General features: G+C 54.9%; 16 protein-coding genes. 7 read left to right on the top strand and 9 right to left on the bottom strand.

Annotation, left to right across the window (positions count from 1 at the left end; all coding sequences use genetic code 11):
• Nucleotides 1-66: 66 nt before the first annotated feature.
• The 5 genes from SV7mr_RS16930 to SV7mr_RS16910 all read right to left on the bottom strand — a co-directional run bounded on the left by SV7mr_RS16930 (nucleotide 67) and on the right by SV7mr_RS16910 (nucleotide 4795).
• Nucleotides 67-1770 carry a type II secretion system minor pseudopilin gene (locus tag SV7mr_RS16930; RefSeq protein ID WP_419187509.1) on the bottom strand — a complete coding sequence of 568 codons (1704 nt, stop codon included), beginning with the start codon at nucleotides 1768-1770 and terminating at the stop codon, nucleotides 67-69.
• On the bottom strand, nucleotides 1767-2792 hold the full coding sequence (locus SV7mr_RS16925) for a prepilin-type cleavage/methylation domain-containing protein (RefSeq protein WP_145274784.1): 1026 nt from the start codon (nucleotides 2790-2792) through the stop codon (nucleotides 1767-1769). Before SV7mr_RS16925 ends, SV7mr_RS16930 begins: the two co-directional genes overlap by 4 nt.
• Nucleotides 2789-3328 (bottom strand): type II secretion system protein, encoded by a 540-nt coding sequence (locus SV7mr_RS16920; RefSeq protein ID WP_145274781.1) that lies wholly within the window; start codon nucleotides 3326-3328, stop codon nucleotides 2789-2791. The genes SV7mr_RS16925 and SV7mr_RS16920 overlap by 4 nt, the downstream gene beginning before the upstream one ends.
• Entirely contained in the window at nucleotides 3325-4038 is a 714-nt protein-coding gene (locus SV7mr_RS16915) for a prepilin-type N-terminal cleavage/methylation domain-containing protein (RefSeq protein ID WP_145274776.1), read from the bottom strand. The genes SV7mr_RS16920 and SV7mr_RS16915 overlap by 4 nt, the downstream gene beginning before the upstream one ends.
• Before the next feature lie 202 nt (nucleotides 4039-4240).
• Nucleotides 4241-4795: a type II secretion system protein GspG gene (locus SV7mr_RS16910; protein WP_419187508.1), complete on the bottom strand. Its 555-nt coding sequence runs from the start codon at nucleotides 4793-4795 to the stop codon at nucleotides 4241-4243.
• Nucleotides 4796-5989: 1194 nt separating this feature from the next.
• Here SV7mr_RS16910 and SV7mr_RS16905 point away from each other — a divergent pair.
• From SV7mr_RS16905 to SV7mr_RS16885, 5 genes are all read left to right on the top strand, one after another.
• Nucleotides 5990-7390 carry a hypothetical protein gene (locus SV7mr_RS16905; protein ID WP_419187507.1) on the top strand — a complete coding sequence of 467 codons (1401 nt, stop codon included), beginning with the start codon at nucleotides 5990-5992 and terminating at the stop codon, nucleotides 7388-7390.
• 300 nt (nucleotides 7391-7690) lie between these two features.
• Nucleotides 7691-8227: a hypothetical protein gene (locus tag SV7mr_RS16900; RefSeq protein WP_145274768.1), complete on the top strand. Its 537-nt coding sequence runs from the start codon at nucleotides 7691-7693 to the stop codon at nucleotides 8225-8227.
• Between the two features lie 129 nt (nucleotides 8228-8356).
• On the top strand, nucleotides 8357-9139 hold the full coding sequence (locus SV7mr_RS16895) for a class I SAM-dependent methyltransferase (protein ID WP_145274765.1): 783 nt from the start codon (nucleotides 8357-8359) through the stop codon (nucleotides 9137-9139).
• A gap of 171 nt (nucleotides 9140-9310) precedes the next feature.
• Complete coding sequence (locus SV7mr_RS16890) at nucleotides 9311-11917, top strand: polysaccharide biosynthesis tyrosine autokinase (RefSeq protein WP_419187506.1); 2607 nt, start codon at nucleotides 9311-9313, stop codon at nucleotides 11915-11917.
• Between the two features lie 88 nt (nucleotides 11918-12005).
• Nucleotides 12006-12641 carry a class I SAM-dependent methyltransferase gene (locus SV7mr_RS16885; RefSeq protein WP_145274759.1) on the top strand — a complete coding sequence of 212 codons (636 nt, stop codon included), beginning with the start codon at nucleotides 12006-12008 and terminating at the stop codon, nucleotides 12639-12641.
• Nucleotides 12642-12670: 29 nt separating this feature from the next.
• Here SV7mr_RS16885 and ispF read toward each other — a convergent pair whose 3' ends face one another.
• Nucleotides 12671-13171 carry a 2-C-methyl-D-erythritol 2,4-cyclodiphosphate synthase gene (gene ispF / locus SV7mr_RS16880; protein WP_145274756.1) on the bottom strand — a complete coding sequence of 167 codons (501 nt, stop codon included), beginning with the start codon at nucleotides 13169-13171 and terminating at the stop codon, nucleotides 12671-12673.
• Between the two features lie 275 nt (nucleotides 13172-13446).
• Between ispF and SV7mr_RS16875 the strand changes: the two genes are divergently transcribed.
• The gene (locus tag SV7mr_RS16875) at nucleotides 13447-14436 is read left to right on the top strand and encodes an ABC transporter ATP-binding protein (protein ID WP_145274753.1); all 990 of its coding nucleotides are present in this window, start codon (nucleotides 13447-13449) and stop codon (nucleotides 14434-14436) included.
• Here SV7mr_RS16875 and SV7mr_RS16870 read toward each other — a convergent pair whose 3' ends face one another.
• A complete protein-coding gene (locus tag SV7mr_RS16870) occupies nucleotides 14437-15444 on the bottom strand; it encodes a GGDEF domain-containing protein (RefSeq protein WP_145274750.1) in 1008 nt (335 codons plus the stop codon).
• Between the two features lie 219 nt (nucleotides 15445-15663).
• Here SV7mr_RS16870 and SV7mr_RS16865 point away from each other — a divergent pair, with 219 nt between their 5' ends.
• Entirely contained in the window at nucleotides 15664-16233 is a 570-nt protein-coding gene (locus SV7mr_RS16865) for a GNAT family N-acetyltransferase (protein ID WP_419187505.1), read from the top strand.
• A 52-nt stretch (nucleotides 16234-16285) separates the two neighbouring features.
• Here SV7mr_RS16865 and hemB read toward each other — a convergent pair whose 3' ends face one another.
• Nucleotides 16286-17254: a porphobilinogen synthase gene (hemB, locus tag SV7mr_RS16860; RefSeq protein WP_145278532.1), complete on the bottom strand. Its 969-nt coding sequence runs from the start codon at nucleotides 17252-17254 to the stop codon at nucleotides 16286-16288.
• A gap of 218 nt (nucleotides 17255-17472) precedes the next feature.
• Nucleotides 17473-19563 carry a hypothetical protein gene (locus SV7mr_RS16855; protein ID WP_145274747.1) on the bottom strand — a complete coding sequence of 697 codons (2091 nt, stop codon included), beginning with the start codon at nucleotides 19561-19563 and terminating at the stop codon, nucleotides 17473-17475.
• Nucleotides 19564-19671: the final 108 nt, after the last annotated feature.

Genomic DNA, 19671 nt, shown 5'->3' with positions numbered 1-19671 from the left:
AGATGAACAACGGTTGTTGACCGGGCGGTTCACAGTTGAGCTGATTCGTCAAACGAGACAGCGGAGTTATTGTGTTTCGGTGATTGAGTTTCGGAGTCCCAGGACGGACAGGTCGAAGCCGCGTCCCAGATGGCTTAAGTCACGAAAGAAAATCACTTTAGGATTGACTGTCGTGGCATCGATGATGACTTCTCGACGATGGAACAAGCCGGTGGATTCGAAGTAACCGACCACTTGGGCCCGATACACGTCACCACCGCAGGTGATCAAAGGCAGCACGTTGACCATTTGATCCAAGGTCAAAATGCCCTCGGCCAGCGGCCAAGTTTCAAACTGGTGGTTTTCGTCGTCACCGGCCGAGTTGCGTGATTCCAAAATCAAACCGACCTGTTCTTCGGTCAGCAGCGGAATCCCGTAGAGCATCTCGGCAGGGCATTCATTGATATTGATCCGGCCCGGCATCTCTGGCGAATCGGAGGTCGACAGCCTGTCCATGATAATTGGAAGGTACGATTCCAGTGTCAGCAAATCGAAGGGACTGGAGTAAGTCCTGGCGTTGTTGCCCGAACCGATGGTGACCGTGGCGTCGACCAGTTGTAAGACTTGTGTGAACTTATTGTCGCCGCCAGCGCTGAGGTCCAAATCTGACATCACACCGACATCCCAAGGTTGCGGCGTACCGCCTGAGGTCGCCCCAGGGTTGATTTGACTGTTGCCGCCCGATGCGCTAGCAAGAGAGCTGGTCAGTTGGGCCGACGGGGCGCCGTATTGCCTGTAGGCGCAAATGAAACTGGCGTACCGTTCATCTTCGAGCACGGCGGTCAGGTCTTCGTAAAGCGTTTCCAGGTCATCCGAATTGACGTTCACTCGAAACGAACCGTCCAATTGCTTATTGGCTTCCTTGCCGTACACGGTCAAGTAGTTTGCCAAGCCCAGCACACCGGGAGTGTCCACGGTGACGTTATAGCGTTGTTGTTCGTCCGGATCCAAAACACCGTTGCGATTGGCGTCGGCACCAAAGAGTAACGCGGGTGTCATGCCGTTGACGAGCAGCAATTCTTCGACACTCGTCACCGCGCCGTTGGCCGGTTCGTAGGGTGTCGGCAGTGTGCTGTAGTACTCGCTTTCGGCTCCATAGGGTCGGGCTTCGTCGTCGGCGTCCAACCAGTCCATGATACAGTCGGCAAGTTCGGGGCTCATTCCCGGTAGCGCCAGCAACAGCGACGTCGCCAAGCTGTCGCCTAACATTAGTGACGACGGGTCGCTCTCGGTGGCGGCTGCCATCAGTTCCAGAGCTGCGGTTAATCCCTGTGCGTTTTCTTCTAAGACGATCAGCGTGTTGACGTTTAGCCGCGTCGATTCGTCTTGCAGTCCAAACCGAACACCTCCCAGTGAGCCCTCTTCGGTCAATGACGGAGCGACGATCGAAAAGTTGCAAACATTCCCTTCATCTTGAGCCGAAACGGGGACCGACTGAAACAGGTTGGCGTTGTTGTAAACGCCGCCCATGTTGATGCGTTCAACGGGAGGATTTGACAGCAGCAGTCGGACGGACTCGATTCCCGACTGGGCTGCGGCGCGAGCACGGACGATGTCGCCGCGTAAATACGCCGCGTCATCGTAGACCACCATGATGTTGCTGAATGAGTAAACGCCATAGGTGGCTACGACAATCATGACCAAGGCCATGACAATATAGAAGCCGTTGCGGCGCGGTCCGAATGCTTGGCGGTGATTCGTTGCTGATTCAGAGAAGCGTGATTGGTTCATTGGACGGCCTCGCTAGAGGTGTCCGAAGAGGTCGTGCCGTCGAGCATTTCTTCCTCTTCTTCTTCAGCCATTTCACCCATCGGTAGACGGACGATGTGTTCAAACACTCGCGGTGTCTGTTCAGCGTCCAGGTCCATGGGGTCGATCATTTGCATGGTGACCTTGATGGCCAGGGGCAAGGAGTCCGTTAAGTCACTGTCCCATTCGATCTGCCAAAGCAGGCCGTCCCAGTAAGAAAACTCAATCGCCACGACCTCCGGCGCCAAGACGTCTCCGGTTTGCATCAAGGTGGTCAAGTTGCCATTGTTCATGCTGAACTGGGTGGCCGCTCGATCGATCGAGCGACGTACTAGTCCGCCGCCCTGATTGACGCTGCTGTCCGTTTGGTTGTTCAGTTTGGCTGCTTGGTCTTGAACCGACATCGCGCCGGCTTGCTGGACATAGTAGGTGACGGTTTTCATGTCACTGGGGACATCGACGACGGTGCTGAAGGTTTCATCGTCAATGATGTTGGTGTATTCCTCCAGCCTTGGCAGACGGCTGGTGTCAAATTGCAGCTGGAACTGGTTTCCGATCAAACCTGGCTCGACCAGGGTGCCCAGTGTATCGCCGGTCTCCAGAGTGTCGTCAGTGAGGACATCGCTATCACCCGTGGTGGAATCGTCGGGGGGAGCGCTGGCGTCATCGGTGTCGGATGTGTCGTCTCCGCCGGCCGCTGCGCCACCCATCGAGGCCGCACCCTGCGCGGTGCTGCTAAGCAGTTCCTCCAGCGCCGAGGTGTCCAGTGGTTTGGGGCGTAAGGCGCCTGCAAGATCGTCTTCGATCATCTGCATCAGTGCCGCGGCTAGCATGGTGCGGCGGATTTCTCGATCGCTGCGATCGACTTCAATGGTAAAGAAGTTCAATGCGTAGCTGATCATGCCTAGGATGATCAGGGACAGGGCTAGTGAGAGCACCATTTCCAGCAGCGTGAAACCGCCAGCGAAATGCCGTTTCGATCGCGGGCAACAAGCGTGACTCATTCGATCCCTCCGCTTGCAGCACCACCATTGGCAATCTCTTCACGAGCCGCCATTTCCTCTTGCTCCATTTCGATCAACCCGATGTCCGGATCGACGATCCAGCGGTCGATCGAATACGTTGCGATCGTCACTTGTTCTTCGGGATCCATGACTTCCACGGTGCCGCGAAGAGACAGAAGGCCGCTGATTTCACCGGGATTGATTTCCAGAGTGAAATAGAACGTCTCCAAAGAGTCGCTGTCGTAGGAGTCAACCGCATTGCGACTGACCGGGGTCGGAGCCAGTCCGCCATCAACGTTCAGCAGCGTTTCGGTTAACTTGTTCTGGCAAATCATTCGAGCTGTGACCAAGGCTTGGGCTTCGCGAGCAGCGGTCACACCCAGTCCAGCAATGTCGGCCAGCACTGCTAGGCTAGTGCCCAGAATCGCCAGTGCCAGCATCATTTCCAGCAGCGAGAAACCTGATCGTTGTCGCGTCTTCTGGCCGTTGAGTTGCAGGCGTGCGGTGGTGGTTTGTCTCTGAATGGGAGAGCTCATTGGTCACTGCCCTCGACTTCACCAAGGGTAACGTCGCCGGTCACCCCACGCAGTTTGATGGTGATTTGTCCATGTGTAGGATGTGCCAGAGTGACCGAAGCAGTGCTCGTGGTGCCATCAGCGTAAAATAGGATCGGTGAACTTGACTGACCGCTGGAAGTCTGGCTGATCGTCTGTTGGACCTCCAAGGCACGCGCCGCGGAGACAACGTTGATCGATTCGATGGTGACTTCTTCCGGAAGTTCAATCTCCTCTGGCGTCGGCTCGTCCATGTCCACTGTCGCGATCATGCCTTGGTCCGAGCCGGTGAGCAACGCTTCCTGTGAGCCCGTTTGGTCAATTGCGTTGACCGCATCGGCCAATGATTGATAGGGGCGCACGCGAAGCGTTCCTGTTTCGAGTTCTGCGTCCATGATCAACGTGCGCCCTTGACGCATGGCATCGATTCGAGTCTGCAGCATCTCTTCACGCACTATTCGAGATCCGCGAACCAGTCGGCGATCGCTCAACAGTGACAAGACCTGTGGCAGTGCTCCGGCGGCGATGATGGCCATCACCGAGAGCACCAGCAGTAATTCCAGCACCGTGAAGCCTCTTGACAACACGCTGCGCTGACGCTGTCCCAGTGGGCTCGCGGTGCGCATTGGGTCCATCGCGCGAGGCGCATGGCCGTTGGCAAGCGGCTGATTAAGTGGGACAGATGAGTGCATGGTCAGAAGAGAGTGCGGATAAGTCGGAAAGCATCCTGCTTGAGATGTCCTGTCTTCATCAGATTGACCGCGGTGGACGACCGCGAGGGCACGATGCTCATTAGACTAGGTGTCTGTCCCCGAAATTCGCTCTCGCCGGTGGCGGATCGATTCGAGTCCGCCTGACGCGTGGTGCGCTCTTGTAGGAACCGAGCAAACGAACCTATTTCTTGGACACCACGATGTCATCGTCGGTATTCATTTGTTGGTCGATCCCTGCACTGCGCAGTTCAAAACCTGCGCCACTGATCGTGTAGTTGATCTCGTTGCCCCAGCCATCCGATGGAATCTCTTCCAGGAAGCCTCCGCTGGGGAACTTTTTGGCTTTGTCCGCATCGGACGGGCCATCACGCAATTCTTCGAGTGTCTTGGGCAGCGAAATGATGCGAATCTGGTACATCTTGATCGCGGTGTCGATCTTTTCCATATTCGTTTTGGTCACGTCTTCGCTGGCGCCTGCCTGAATGCCGACGACGTTGTAAGCAACGGTACCACCAAGGATCACCAGAATCGCCAAGACCAACAGCAGTTCCAACAAGGTAAAGCCGCGGCGATTGCCACGACGAAGGGCTGCGGGGTGACGTCTGGAAACTGATAAGGGCTTGGAAAGCGAAGCGTTCATTGGATGCAAGCTTGGAGCGGGGGTTGGGGGAAGGTGAATCGGCACTCCAGCGACCACCGCAGCGCGATGCGAGCGGTGGGGGAGTGACCCGGTCATCAGTCTATTGTCATCAAAGATCAAACAACAAGGCAAACTTTCTCAGGCAGCACTAGCAAAGAGTGCTCAATGGCCCTTGAGGATCAATCATCAAATGGGTTTCAGTCTGGTTTTGCGTGCCGGTCTAGGGCACGCGTCGCGGTTCTGTCGATCCGGTGACGAAGCTGACAATGACTCCTGTCTGCGACGGCCGGTAGTTACCAGCGTTCTGTCGTGGCGATAGTCCTAAGTCGCGAACCCGCTGAAGTCATCGAATCAAACGCTGTGCGAATCAATGGCTAGGTCGTCGGGCGGGTCATTGGGCAGCCACGGGTCATTGGGCAGCCACGGGTCATTGGGCGACCACGGGCAACGCGCAGGATCTCGGTTGCTGATTTAACCACTGCACGCTGGAAAGGTTTCGCCCGTGGAGAGCGGATCTTGCCTGGAACCTGAGCGATTGGCCGTCAGAGGCAGGATGTCTCCCATTCGTTGTTTTGTCTTTTTGTTTCGAAACATAGGTCGTTTTGTCGCGGGGGGGAGGTGGCCGCTTGTCGTTTGCTGCTGAAATTTGGGGCGTCGGCATGCCGCCACAGGGTGGTGCGGTGAGCGACCAATCGGCTCTGATCGTGGGTGGCCCGACGCCAAAGATCAGAACTTTTAGGGAAGATAGGTAATCTTAGGGAAAAGGTTAGACAAAACGATTGAACCAGGAGTTAGAATCGTGTCAACCATCCCCTGAAGCAGGTGGGTGGTCGTTGTTTCTGGTAGAATGACGGTAGAAAGATCAAGACTTCCGAATATTCTTTGAACAGATCCAGCGAGATCGCCGCTTTAAGAAATATGAAGCCGGTTTTCCCTCGACGCGTGCTTGCATTGAAATTGTCAAGCGATTTTGAAGCGTTTTTTGCAGGGGATTCCGGGTTTTTGATCAGGAAGGAAGGTTTTCGCTCAGGGATAGCGGCGAGCGGTCAGGATTTGCAGCAGCGTTGTAAATGTTTGGTCAGGTTGATCCATCGGGGTCATTCCTTAAGAGCTCGTGTACAGAACTTTTCATCTGGTCTTCCAGGTCGATCGACGTTTGCGTCGGGGCGACCTGCTCAGTCTCAGTCTTTTCACTAATCAATTGGGTAAGCTGCCATGCCGGCAAGAGATGATTCCGTAATTCGCGGCAGTATGATCACCAGCTTGATCCTACTTGTCATTTCCTTGATCGTGAACTTCTTGTTGTGGAGTTCGGGCGACGAGACAGCCGGTAAGCTGGCTGATGAAAAGACAAAGGTTGCGAGCAGTGCGAATCAGATTCGCGATCAAAACCGCAAGATCGAAACGCTTAGCAAGATGGTCGGTGGCACCAGCTGGAATACTGGCGAAGTCGACACACTCTCCACGACCTCTTCGGGTGATGAAAAGATCGACGGCATGTCTAAGATCTTTGTTCAAGACATGGGTCTGCTGAGCAAGTTAAAGCCATCGGCGGTCCAGAACTACCAAACCGCTCTTTCGGAGTTGCGTGGCGCCTACACCACCCAAAGCCGTTTGCTGAGTGCGTCACAAGATCGCCAAAAGCAGCTTGAAGATGAAAAGAAGCGCGATGTCGCGGCGGCTCGTGCTGCTCAGAAGCTCGCCGAAGACGATCGGGATGAGAAAGTCAAAGAGCTGAAAATCGAGACCGATAAGTTCGCTGTTGACCGTGAGGCGATGCTGAAGAAACAAGAAGAAGCCAAGGACGCGATGAATCGCAGCAAGCGCGACTTTGACATCCTGCGAAACCAAAACGCTGCTGAATTGAAGAAGCGAGACAACCGCATCGCGTTGTTGGAGTCCACGATCGAATCGCAGCGTCTTGAATTGCAGCGTTTGCGTGTCGGCCAATTCGAGACCGTTCAGGGTGAGATTCGCTACATTCAGTCGGGTGGAACACTGGTTTCGATTAACCTCGGTTCTGCGGATGCTCTGCGTCCTGGCATTACATTTGGCGTCGTTGACCGTGATGACACCGCTCGACTTGCAGACGCCAAGGTGAAAGCATCGATTCAAATCACGAAGATTTTGGACGCTCACCTTGCAGAAGCTCGTGTCATTGCACGACCTGAAATTGGCGACCCCATCATTGCTGGCGACTCGGTTTACTCGCCGTTCTGGGCCCCAGGGCGTACCGTTAAAATTGCCTTGGCTGGACCGATCGATCTGGATGGTGATGGCCGCCCCGATAACGAACCATTGAAAGGCATGATTCTGGACGCCGGTGCTGAAGTCGTTGACAACGGAGCACGTAGCGGATTTTTGGATCCTAGCGTACGGTTCCTGGTCGTCGGTGAAGCCAGCTTGGGTGGTCCAAACGAGGACCTGGCGGCGGATGCCGTGCGGGCTGTTGGTGAAGCGAAGCAGCGAGCGATCGAGTCCGGCGTCACCATCATTCCTGGTTGGAAACTGCAGGGCTACTTGCAGAACATGTCCGATAGCGTGACCACTCCCTTTGGCTCGGCATCAAACGCAGCAGATTTCGCACCGATGCGGTCTAACGCGATAAACCGTCGTCCCACGAACTTGCCAAAGCTGTTCTTGAACCAGCGTGACAACGTGCAACGCACCAACCAGATTGTTCGCCCCTAAGGCGGCTTGATCTGGCCGTTGCCAGCAACGGCAGCACATCCTCTTTCAGCGTAACGGCCCCATCGGGGCCGTTTTTTTTTGCCCTGTTGATCCTTGGGGCAAACGATGGTCCAGTGTGGCGACCGCCGTGGCCTGTGAAATCGGTTATTCTGAGAGGGTGACCGGACGCGTCAGGATTGGTTTTTGCTGCATCGTTGTGTTTTCAAGTGCGATGGCCTCTGGCGATTGGCGTCGGTCGTGTGAAACTTTTGATGTCTTGGAAGTTCCAGTAACACAGAAATGAACCCTAGGAAGCTCTCTATGTTGACTCGTCTTTTAAAGGCTGCGGGAGCCTTGCGTTCCCCTGGATGGATGATGGCCGGAGTATTGGTCGCCATGTTGTCATGCGGTCCTGTCTCGGCGCAGGAGATCTTACCGGAAACAGCTAAGCCCCCGGAAAAGCCAGAATCGTCAGAGAGCCGTGAAGAGCGGTTGGCCAAGTACCTTTCAGGCACTCAGTTTGTTGGTCGCTTCACGATTGACGGTCAAGAGGCTCCGCCGAAGGAAGAGGCCTATACGATCAGCAAGTGTGAAAAGCTGCCCGCAAAAGACATGTATCGAATGACGGCACGCATCAAATACGGTGACGTCGATGCTGAAGTGCCGCTCGATCTGAAAATCTTGTGGGCTGGCAATGCGCCAGTCATCACACTGGACTCACTGTGGATTCCAGGCATGGGAACATTTGACTCACGAGTCATGTTGCATGTTAGTAAAGCCGGCGCCCGCTACGCGGGAACCTGGCAACACGGAAAGGTTGGCGGCCACCTGTACGGCAAAATTGTCCCGCTTCCCTGATCGCCGGTCGCGGGCATTGAGATGCAAAGCTGCTCGTTGGCTTTTGCTGCCAGCGAGCATCCGCTAAGCTCTGCTTGCGTCACAGGCGACGCCTGACAGCAAAGGCCGTGAATTGGTGGAGCGATGGGAATGAGCGAAGCAAGCTGGTACGATTACCCTCAATATTTCGACATGTTGTTTCGAGATGAGACAGCGAGCGAGGTTGAGTTTTTTCAACAAGCGTTTGAGCGTTATGGTAATGGCCCGATCAAACGCCTCTTTGAACCAGGTTGTGGCACGGGACGCTTGGTGATTGCGATGGCAGCCCTGGGGTATGACGCCACGGGCTTGGACCTCAGTGATCCAATGTTGTCCTACATGAAGCAGCGTTTGAAGCGTCGCGGGTTGACCGCCACGGCGATCAACGGTGACATGGCCGACTTTCATTTTGATGCTCCCTTTGACGCCGCATTTTGTACCTTCAATACGTTTCGTCATTTGTTGACTGAACAACAGGCGTTGGCACATCTGAACTGTGTGGCTGATTGCTTGAATGATCAGGGGCTGTATGTCCTGGGCATGCATCTTGATCCTGAAGAAGAGTATGATCCGGTGGTTGAACGCTTTACCAGTCGCAGCAATGGAACGGTGCTGAAGACTGTGATTTCGGTGCCACAATCGGACCTGAAGCGGCGTCAGGAAACCCTCAGGATCAAACTCAATGCCGTCCAACGCAGCGGCAAGAAGGTACGGATTGTCAGCGAGTTTCCACTGCGGCTGTATACCGCCAAGCAATTGAAGCGGCTTCTAAAAAAGGCATCCGATCGTTTCGAGATCGTCGAGACCTTTGACTTTGGCTACGACATTGATGACCCACAACCGTTCGATAGCGAGTTGCTAGAAGCGCTGTTGGTGTTGCGGAAAATCGGTTGATGCCGTCGCCTGGGCATTGCTGCGATAGGGATTGACGGTCACCTGGTTGGGGAAAACCGGCTTGATTTCGCGAAGGGAATCCGCGAAGGCAAATGGTGAGTGTTGTAGAGTAGGGTGTACTTTTCCGGGACAGCACACCTTTGCAACCTTCGTGGTTTTGGAATGTTAGACATGCCACCGTCCACGCCAGTGGGCTTTGATACCAGCGGCGCCTATGGTTCGCAGAACCAGTCGCCTGCCAATGGCGAATCCGTTTTAACCATCTTGTGGCGATACAAGTGGTTGATCGGAATGTTGCTGCTTGCTGGTTTGATTATCGGCTATTGGAATTATAAACGCACGCCAACGACGTTTCTTTCCAGTACTCAGTTGATGTTCAAGAGCGAAACGCCGCTCTCTTTGGACACCGCCACGGGGTTGGTGCAAGGTGGTGTGCCCAGCGGCAATCTGATGGAATCGCTGGTGATTTCTGATGCGATTGTCAAGCGTGTGGCCATGTCGCCTCAGTTGCGTCAATCGCCATCAATGCGTGGGCGCAGCGAAGCACAAGTGGTCTCGGCGATTCGCGGTAGCGTGCGGTTTCATACGATCACTGCGGTAAAAGACTCTCGTGATCGCATGATCGTTGGTCTGAACTATCAGAGCCAAGACCCCTATGCCTGTGTGGCTGCGATCAATGGGTTCTACAGTGCCATTCGTCAGCACTTTGACGCCGAACGTCAGGCAACGATCAAAGAGATTGAAAACCTGGTCAACAATGCGCGAAACAAGTTGCTGCCCGACCAGGAAAAGCTGGAGCAGGAGTATCGAAGGTTTCGTGAAACGGCGCCTCTGCAATGGGACCTTGATGGACAGGCCATCAACCCGCACCGCGAACGGCAAGTGATGCTGCAAAAAAATCGCTTGGACTTGGAGCAGCAGCTCCGATTGCTTTCAAGCGACTTGCGCTTGGCTCAGAAAACGATCCAGCGGCACCAGGATCCCGCCATTGTCGCGCAAGTGATCGGGCTGCTGGGGTCTCTCAATCACGAAGGCATGACAGGAATCAAGCGAGCATTGAATGGCGAAAACCAACGTCAAGATGACTTGACCCTGCAGCGTCTTGAAGTGCAACGCAAGCTGATTCCGCTGCAAATTAAACGCGACCAGATGGAGCTGCAGTTCGGTCCTTCGCACCCCGAAGTGAAATCGATTGCGCTGCAGATTGAATCCTCACAGCGAAAACTGAACGAGCTAAATCAGCTGATGTCCAATCGGATTGCTGAACTGCAGGCCAAGAACAAAAATGATCCAGAATCACAGCGTCCACGTGACGCATCCAAGAATGCGGCCTCGGTGATGGTCGACGCCTACGTCAATGGAATCACCGAGCGGATCAATATTCTTGACGAAGACATGCAAAGCATTGACGTTCAGATTGAACGTGAGCGGCAGCTTGCAGACGAGCTAAAGAAGGCCGAAGAAAATGACGCATCGTTCAATCGTCGCTTGGAAACCATTCATGCACTGCGCTTCCAGTTGGAGCAGCAGTTGGCGGCGTTGAATCTTGCTCATGTCAACGATGGTATCATGGTCAAGCAGATTCAAGAGACCAGCCCCGCGATTCGTGTTGGTCCCGAATTGACACGCTATCTGCTGATCTATGGCTTGTTCGGTTTGGGCATCAGCGGCCTGTTGGCGATGACGTTCGAGGCCAGTGCAAAGATGTTCCGCAGTGCCGAAGAAGTGCACAGTGATTTGCGATTGCCTGTCCTGTCGCATATCCCGCTGGACGATTCAATGGTTCAGTCCGCCAAAGTGGGTGATCCACATGTCGATCAGCTTGATCCAAAACTAGCGGTTGTTCACCGGCCTTATTCGGCTGCCGCAGAAGCGGTGCGCGGCGTTCGAACAGCCATGCTGTTTGAACAAAGGCAATTCAATAGCAAGGTTTTCCAAGTGACCAGTCCGTTGCCTGGCGATGGAAAAAGTACTTTGGTTGGAAACATCGGTTGTCTTGTGGCCCAGTCCGGCAAGCGAACGCTACTGATTGACTTGGACCTTCGTAGTCCCCGATTGTCGTTGCGGTTTAACCTGTCCACCAACGTTGGATTGACGAACGTGCTCAATGGTGAATTAGCCCCAGAAGAGGCCGTGTGCCACTCGCCGATCGATAATCTTGATATCTTGCCTTGTGGTCCTCTGCCGGCCAACCCGGCCGAAGCCTTGGCGTTAGCTGAAGTCGCTGAAGTGTTCCGATGGGCTCGCGAAAACTATGATTACGTGATCGTGGACACTCCACCGTTGCTGATGGTCAGTGACCCCGCCGTGGTGACGACCTATGTTGATTCAACCATCCTGGTGATGCGAATTCGTCGCCGCTGTCGTCCCAATGCTCGTGAGGCTGTCGCCATGTTGCGATCCGCCGGAGCAAGTATCTTGGGCGTGGTGATCAACAAGATGGACGAATTCACCGGCAAGTCCTATTACCGTAGTAGTGCCAGTGGTAGCTACCAAAGCATTGGCTACGGGTATGGCGATTCCTATCGCCGCCGGTATCAACACGACGCCATCGCACATGACGCGTACGTTGTGCGAGGCTATCGACCGGCAGGATCAGACGCGCAGTACGACGCGCGTTACGATTCTTATGCTCAATCGGGGCCGGGGATGGGAGGGCCAAGTAGTGGCGGCGTCGTACCGCCGGGGCACTATCCCAATGGGGCCGAAGCACCGGGGTTGCCTCCGCAGCCGCCACAGAGTTCCGGTGGAAGCTATGATTCCTCAATCGGTTCTTGATTGACTGCTTGCAGTCATCGGGCCTGGAAGGCAGACTGTTCGTTCAACTTTGAACGCTGATCGCAGTCTTCTGTCTTGAGAGGCCAGCATGTTACGCTCGATTGATTTACCCTCTGAAATTGATTCGATTCCCGTACCGCAACAGACGGAACAGGGCATTCGATTACTGGAACAACGGATTCAGGCCTTTCAGGATTGCTGGGCTCAGTCGCATGCCGAGCAGTTTGTGGCGGCGGACTATTTCCTGGTCTATCAGACACTCCAGTGGCTCGCGAAGGCTCAGCCCATGATTGGCTCGCGATTTCTTGAGTGGGGCTGTGGCTTTGCCGCCGTTGCTTGTTTAGCCGACTCTTTGAACTGGAACAGTCATGCCATTGAGTCACACCCAGACTTAGTTCAGCAAGCCAAGCAAACCATCCAGCAGTGGTCGGCCAACGGACAGGAGCTCGCCAGGGTACAGTTGTTCGCTGGGAACTTCTTGCCGCCAGGCGCAGAGCACTTAGCGGACGATCCGACGCTGCCCTCGCTGTATCATGAGGGCAAGAATCCATACCATGCCTGGGACTTGGAACTGGACGACTTTGCGCTGGTTTACTCGTACCCGTGGCCGGGTGAAGACGAGTTCCACGCTGCAGTGTTCGATCGATACGCGGCACCCGGGGCGATGTTGTTGATGTTCCTAGGGCCCAATCACATGCAGCTGTCACGGAAAGTCAATGACTGACAAGTGTCGGTCTTTTGAGCGGCGCGTGCTCATTGCCCCGCTAGCAAGACCACCACTCGGCAAGCCATCGACTGACCGTTGCCGATTTCTCCCACACCCTCACCGGTCTTGGCTTTCACGCTGACTTGATTCCTGTCCACGCCCAATCGTTCACTGATGGCTTGACGCATCTGATCGATGTGTGGAGCCATCTTGGGGCGTTCGGCAAGGATCACGCAGTCCAGGTTAACCACTTGCATGGACTCTGCTCGGACTCGGCGCATCGCCTCGTCGACAAAGTCGCCGCTGTCTCGGTCGGCGTTGTCGTCAGAGGTGTTGGGGAACAGCCGGCCGATGTCTTGTTGGCAAATCGCTCCTAGCAAGGCGTCTGTGAGCGCGTGCAGCACCACGTCGGCATCGCTATGGCCGTCCAGGTGGTGATCCCAAGGAATGCTGATCCCGCCAACCTGTAAGGGCCCGCCGGGGACGATGCGGTGAGAGTCATAGCCCAGGCCAATTCGAAGGTTCGGTAAAGCAGCAGCGTCAGGCATCGATCAGACCAGCAAGAATCGTTGGCGTTGAAGGGGAAATGCAGTGATGTCGCAAAAAGATCCTAAGGTAAACCAGGAGCCGCGACAATGCCGCAGGCGATGCCCAGCCACACACCCCTGGCGAGGCTCTGGCGGTTGGGGGTGATTGTTCGGACGTGATGGATTGTGCGACATTTCAGCTGCGGGCCTGAACAGCCACTCGGGTTGCCGATACAATCTGTCACTGCAAGGGCCTTCGCCGAGGGCGGTTCCGTATTCCCTACCTGCGATCTGCGATGTCAATCATTGAAGTAAAACAGCTGACCAAGTCCTATCGTGTCTATCGCAAGGGCGAGGGGTTGAAGCAGAGTATCAAGGGCTTGTTTCATCGCGAGTACGAACAGGTTGACGCGGTCCGTGGCATCGATCTGAAGGTCGAAGCCGGCGAGTTTGTCGCGTTCTTGGGACCCAACGGGGCTGGCAAAACAACGACGTTGAAACTGCTCAGCGGCGTGATCGATCCGACCAGCGGGGATGCCTCCGTGATGGGATTCACACCGTGGAAACGAGACAACGCCTATCGCCGCCGTTTCGCATTGGTCATGGGGCAGAAGAATCAACTGTGGTGGGATTTACCTGCTCAGGAGTCCTATCGCTTGCAGCAGCAGATCTATGGGATCCCTGCAGATCAGTTTTGCGACACGATGGCGGAACTGACTGATTTGCTTGAGGTCAAGCGGTTGCTAAACCAGCCCGTCCGCGAGCTGTCACTTGGCGAGCGAATGAAGATGGAGCTGATCGCGGCGTTGTTGCACAGCCCCGATGTGCTGTTTCTCGATGAGCCCACCATCGGTCTGGATGTCATCGCTCAGCACAACATTCAGCAGTTCTTGAAGTTCTATCAGGAACAACGCAAGATCACGATTTTGCTCACCAGTCACTATATGAAAGACGTGGCCGCGTTATGCAAACGCGTGGTGGTGATCGCTCGGGGACGAATCGAATATGACGGATCATTATCCGGGATCATCGATCAGTTCTCGGGGCACAAAATCGTGACACTGCAATTTGATGAACGATCGCATGTCGAATTGAGCACCATGGGCGAAGTCATTTCGGAGACTTGGCCCAAGGTGAAATTGAAAGTGCCCCGGGCCAACGTGCCTCGCATCATGTCGCAGATACTGGATCAGTATCGCATTGAGGACATTGCGATTGAGGACCCGCCGTTGGAAGACGTGATTGCCAGTTTGTTTCGCGAGTCGTCAGCTAACGCCGCCAGCTGATCAGGATTCTTCTACGCAAACCTGGTTGCGACCCTGTTCTTTCGCTCGGTACAGCTGGCGATCAGCACGGTCAGTCAGCGTCTGTGGCGTATCACTTCGCGAAGGCGTGGTTGCAACGACACCAAAGCTGGCGGTGATCTGCAGCGGTCCGGCATGGGTCTCAAAGGGGACGCCCGCAATGATTTCACGGCAGCGTTCAGCGGCTTGCTTGGCACGTTCGGCGTCTGATGACGGCAGCACCATGCAGAATTCTTCACCGCCGTATCGACCAAACAAGTCTTCGTTGCGGCCAAGTTCGATGAAGCGGCTGCCAAAGGTTGTAAGCACTTCGTCGCCCGCCAAGTGACCGTGTGTGTCGTTGATCGACTTGAAGTGATCGATGTCGATCATGATCACAGCCAATGGTTGCTGGCGTCGCTGAGCGGTTGCGGTGCAACGACCCAGGGATTCCATCAGATAGCTTCGGTTCATCGCGCCGGTCAAGGCGTCGCGAGTGAGCGCCGAATAAACAATCTCGTGATACTGTGTTTCAACGCTACCCGCTTCCAGGTACTTAAACAGATACGTGCCAATGCGGATTGTATTGCCTGACTTGAGCGTGCACTGTTTGATATCGGCCTCGTCGACCAAGGTTCCATTGGTACTGTTTAGATCGACGATCAGATGCTGGTGGTTTTCCCAACGGATGCAAGCATGCCGTCGCGAGACACTGCTGTCCGGTAGTGCGACGTCCACATTCCCCTCGCGCCCAATGACGACATCCTCTTTTTGTAAATTGATGATTCCGGCGACAACATCGGTGGGGTAAATCTGTACCAGGCAGGAAGATTCCGTATCAGGTGTCTGTTTTTTTAGCGAATTCAAGACACCTTGAGTGATTTCAGGCGAAGTGGTTTGCAGCGCTGGATTCGATTCGCTCATGCCTAAAGCTGCCTTGGGTGACTGCACCGGTGGTGTCAATGCGGCGTTGGTTGACGATGGCGTGGTGTTGGTCGAAATAGACTTCATTTTTACGGCTTCGTCCCTTCCAAAGCAAGCAGTGCGATGGCTCGCTTGCCACGATTGGGCAAATAGATGAAGATGTCCGACCCACCGACAGCCTAGCGGGGTACTTCGTTGAGGCTGAGGTCAATTGAGTGTCACAGCCTGTCACAGGATACACCAGAATGCTGGTTTGTTTTGGACCAGCTGCGGTGTTTGTCCGTAAGCCCATTGATGTTTGAAACCATGGATTCACGTTATCAGATTCGTCCCGTTCAAAGTGGTGATATCGACGAGTTGTACGTCATGCTGAGGGAGCTTGCCGAATTTGAAAAGTTGCTCGATAAGCTTGTCGGAACTCCCCAAGAAATGGCCCAGGCCTTGCTCGGTGGCGAGGGAACATCGCGAGGCTTGGTGGTTGAACAAAGGCCCGATAAACACGCTCAGCCAGAAAGCTCGGTCTTGGTCGCCTACGCAATCTACTTTGAAAACTACTCCTCGTTCATGTGCCGGCGTGGCTTGTATCTAGAAGATATCTATGTTCGACCAGCACATCGTCAACAGGGAATTGGTTCGGCATTGATGCAGCATCTGGCGGGGATCGCCGTCGAACGCCAGTGCGGACGGATGGAGTGGGCGGTCCTGGATTGGAACCAGAACGCGATTGATGTCTACGAATCGCTCGGCGCGACGGTGATGCCTGATTGGCGCTTGGTGCGACTAGAACAAGCCGGCATCGCGGCGCTGGCTTCACGCAGTAAAGCTTCACGCAGTAAAGCTTCACGCAGTAAAGCTTCACGTAGTCAGGATGCTTGAAAGGATTGGCGTTGCACAGAGCACCGTCCATCGCAGCGACCGCCTCGGTCGATCAAGACTCCGCGAGCCACTGTGCAGCTTCGGGAGCAAAGTAGGTCAGGATTCCGTCGGCTCCGGCACGCTTGAATCCCAGCAAGCTTTCCATGGCAACTGATTGGCGATCCAGCCAGCCTTTTTGGCCGGCGGCTGACAGCATCGCATATTCACCGCTGACTTGGTAGGCGAAGGTTGGGACGCCAAAGGTTTCCTTGACGCGCTGCACGATGTCCAAGTAAGGCATCCCCGGTTTGACCATCACGCTGTCGGCGCCCTCTGCCAGATCAAGCGCAACTTCGTGAAGTGCTTCGTCACTTTGGCTTGGAGTTTGCTGGTAGGTTGATTTGCTGGCGCCACCGAGATTGCCTTTGGAACCCACCGCGTCGCGAAACGGGCCATAGAAGGCGCTGGCGTATTTGGCTGCGTAGGACATGATCTGCACGTTGGTGTGCTGAGCGGTTTCCAGTGCCTGGCGGATCATTCCAATCCGGCCGTCCATCATGTCGCTCGGTGCGATAATGTCGCAACCTGCGTCAGCCTGAACGACCGCTTGGCGGCCTAGAATTTCAACGGTTTCATCATTCACGACGTCGCCGTCTCGCACAATGCCATCGTGACCGTGAATGCTATAGGGGTCCAACGCGACGTCACAGATGATGCCAACGTCGTCGCCAACGGCTTGCTTGATTTTGCGAACGGTCTGGCAGACTAAGTTGTCGGGGTTGGTGGCTTCTTCTGCCATCTCCGTTTTCAGTTCAGCGGGAGTCGCTGGAAAGACGGCAATGGCTGGGATCCCCAGGTCGCGGGCACGCTTGGCGGCATCGACGACCAAGTCTGTTCCCAGGCGGTCGACGCCGGGCAGCGAATCAATCGGCTGGCGACCATGATCGGGATGAACAAAGATCGGCCAAATCAGGTCGGCAACACTGAGTTGTGACTGAGCGACAAGACGTCGGGACCATTCAAAGCGACGAAGTCGACGCATGCGGGTCTGTGGGTAGGGACCGCGCGACAAACCGAAAGAACCAAATCCGGTCATGGAGTATCCAAACAAAGCGAATGAGTGAACAGGATCAGCAGCAGGTTGATCGTTCAAGACTAGCAATCATTGCCCGGCAGGACAATGATTCCGTCAAAAACAAAATCACGCGATCGCCCGCTGGGAACGATCGCGTGAGAGAGATTCTAGCTGGAATCGACTGACTATTTGTTTCGCTCTGTCGCGAATGACCGGTAACGATAAATCCGTTGCTCCTCGATGGCATCGCGGACCTTTAAATTACCGTTGCTATCGGTCATCAGGATAAAGTCCGGCTCGGTGATCAAGTCTTCGTCATCATTGTCCTCTTGCAGGGGCATCTTCAGGCCGCCTTTTAGGTCAATCACGGTGGCGGAGGAATCAATCACCACTTCGTTATCGATCGCTTTGACCTCCAACGTAATCGGATCAATGATCTCAGGCTTTTCGGCTTTGGCCGTCAGCACGGACCCGCGAGTCACGTCCATCCTGGTGTTGGCAAAGTTGGCCAGTGGGAATTGAAACTTACCAATCACCATTTCTGCACTCGGTGGGGTGGACTCCAAGAAGACTTCGGTTTCATCCTTGTCGATCCAACGACCGCTGACTTTTTCAACCGGGCCAGCAAATGACTGTTCCAACCCAGGCAAGGACACCGGGGCGCTTGGATCGCTCCAAGGGCTCCAGAGAGTGAATTCCCGATTGTTGCTTTGTTCGGACTTGGCACGCAACGCTGACACTCGGTTGAAAGCAGCGGTTGCGAGGTGCTTGCTCTTGGGTTCCGCGATGCGTTCGCGTGGGAAGTTGGGGTCTTCGACTGCATAGCGAATCCGATAAACGTACTTGCGTCCCATTTGAATTGGAGCTTTATCGGGTTTGCTTTGATCCAAGCCACGGAAGTCATAGAAACGCAGCAGTTTGTGTTGCACGGGGTCTTCTTCAGCAGGCAAGCCTTGCATGCTGGCGACACCGCCCTGGTAACGCATGTCGTCGCCACCGAAGCCGGCCTCGCCGCCCATACCCATTTCGCCTTCGCCACCCATCATGCCTTCACCATAGTTAACGCCGCTGGTGCCGCCACCGCCGATGATGATCTCTTGTTCGACATCGGTTTCCTCAACCGGTTGCTCAGCAAGTGCCTCCATTTCGAGCTCTCGTTGAGTCTTCAATGGGATCAGTGGATTGATGGCAAAGCTCTTGTAGGGATCAACCAGGACCGGTGGAATCCACATCGTCACGCCATTGACCCAGTAGTCTGGAGGGACGACTTCAGGGGCAAAGCCACACCAGTAATTGGCCGCCAACTTAATGGTCTGCGTATTGGTGTCACGGAGGATCCAGTCTTTGTCAGTGAGTTGGTCGACGGACTTGTTGGTCACATCGGCGCGCTGTACTTCGTAGGCCAAGTAGACAGGGCGGTCGCGACGGATCGGTTGGTAATCAGCGGCATAGGAAAGTGCTTTTTGATACGCATTGATCAGGTCCGCGTGAGGAATCGCTGCGGTGCCACCGATGAACATCGCTGGGAACGCGGCAGGGATTTGCTTGCGGGTGCTGTTGGGCGCGTTGGTTTCCGCAGGCGTGAAACCATTGGTCGCTTCACTGGCTAGACGGCGAACCGGGTTGTTGGAGAAGTTGCCACCGCCCATCGGGGGGAACATTCCCTCGCCCTCGCCTTCACCACCACCGCCGCTGCTGTCACCAAATATCTCGCCGAAGCCGCCGCCATCTTCGCCATAGCCTTCGCCGAAGGCCCCTTCGCCCGGCTCCGGGGCCTTGGGTTTCGTCCTTCGTCGGGGACGGCGTTTTTCCTCTTTTTCAAGTTCGCCAGCAGCCTCAAGGTTCTTGATTTCGTACATGCCCGTTGGAGAAGCCAGTGCCATGGAGCCCAAGAATCCGTGGGCCATGATGCCGACGGGTTTGGCAAGGGCCGGGTCTTCACGACGGACTTTGTTCGAAACGTTGATCGTCGAATCCAGCGTTCCCATGGCATAGTCTTTGGACGCGATGCTGTTCTTGAATCCAGCGGTTTGTTGCTTGATGTCAAAAACGGTTTCGCGACGTTCGGACATGATGCTCGCGCGATTGTCGACTTCGGTAATGCGGCGTCGCACGTTGGTCGCTTTCGATTTTTCAGCATCGGGGTCGTAGGTCGATGTGATCACTGGCTTTCGACTGCCAAGAAAAATCAGCACCAATGCCATCAAGACCACCACTCCAACAATGGCTTTTTCAAAGTTGTGAATGATGAACTCTTTTGCTTTTTCAGTGTCCATGTTTACGTACCGATGTAACGGTGTAGTGAAGGTTCAACTGGATCAGTGAGTCAAAAAGTCGACGTCAGCGACGTGCGACGGAAAGGTCTTGCGTCGAGTCTTCGCAAG

Source organism: Stieleria bergensis (genome assembly GCA_007745635.1).
Taxonomy (GTDB): Bacteria; Planctomycetota; Planctomycetia; order Pirellulales; family Pirellulaceae; genus Stieleria; species Stieleria bergensis.
This window is presented reverse-complemented; position numbering and strand designations above follow the sequence as displayed.

Excerpts from the sequence above, each read along its gene's own strand:
- SV7mr_RS16925 (WP_145274784.1), bottom strand. The coding sequence starts at position 2,792 with ATGAGTCACGCTTGTTGCCCGCGATCGAAACGGCATTTCGCTGGCGGT.
- SV7mr_RS16855 (WP_145274747.1), bottom strand. The coding sequence starts at position 19,563 with ATGGACACTGAAAAAGCAAAAGAGTTCATCATTCACAACTTTGAAAAA.
- SV7mr_RS16915 (WP_145274776.1), bottom strand. The coding sequence starts at position 4,038 with ATGCACTCATCTGTCCCACTTAATCAGCCGCTTGCCAACGGCCATGCG.
- SV7mr_RS16930 (WP_419187509.1), bottom strand. The coding sequence starts at position 1,770 with ATGAACCAATCACGCTTCTCTGAATCAGCAACGAATCACCGCCAAGCA.
- SV7mr_RS16885 (WP_145274759.1), top strand. The coding sequence starts at position 12,006 with ATGTTACGCTCGATTGATTTACCCTCTGAAATTGATTCGATTCCCGTA.
- ispF (WP_145274756.1), bottom strand. The coding sequence starts at position 13,171 with ATGCCTGACGCTGCTGCTTTACCGAACCTTCGAATTGGCCTGGGCTAT.
- SV7mr_RS16910 (WP_419187508.1), bottom strand. The coding sequence starts at position 4,795 with ATGACCGGGTCACTCCCCCACCGCTCGCATCGCGCTGCGGTGGTCGCT.
- SV7mr_RS16865 (WP_419187505.1), top strand. The coding sequence starts at position 15,664 with ATGGATTCACGTTATCAGATTCGTCCCGTTCAAAGTGGTGATATCGAC.
- SV7mr_RS16870 (WP_145274750.1), bottom strand. The coding sequence starts at position 15,444 with ATGAAGTCTATTTCGACCAACACCACGCCATCGTCAACCAACGCCGCA.
- SV7mr_RS16895 (WP_145274765.1), top strand. The coding sequence starts at position 8,357 with ATGAGCGAAGCAAGCTGGTACGATTACCCTCAATATTTCGACATGTTG.
- SV7mr_RS16890 (WP_419187506.1), top strand. The coding sequence starts at position 9,311 with ATGCCACCGTCCACGCCAGTGGGCTTTGATACCAGCGGCGCCTATGGT.
- SV7mr_RS16900 (WP_145274768.1), top strand. The coding sequence starts at position 7,691 with ATGTTGACTCGTCTTTTAAAGGCTGCGGGAGCCTTGCGTTCCCCTGGA.
- SV7mr_RS16920 (WP_145274781.1), bottom strand. The coding sequence starts at position 3,328 with ATGAGCTCTCCCATTCAGAGACAAACCACCACCGCACGCCTGCAACTC.
- hemB (WP_145278532.1), bottom strand. The coding sequence starts at position 17,254 with ATGCGTCGACTTCGTCGCTTTGAATGGTCCCGACGTCTTGTCGCTCAG.
- SV7mr_RS16875 (WP_145274753.1), top strand. The coding sequence starts at position 13,447 with ATGTCAATCATTGAAGTAAAACAGCTGACCAAGTCCTATCGTGTCTAT.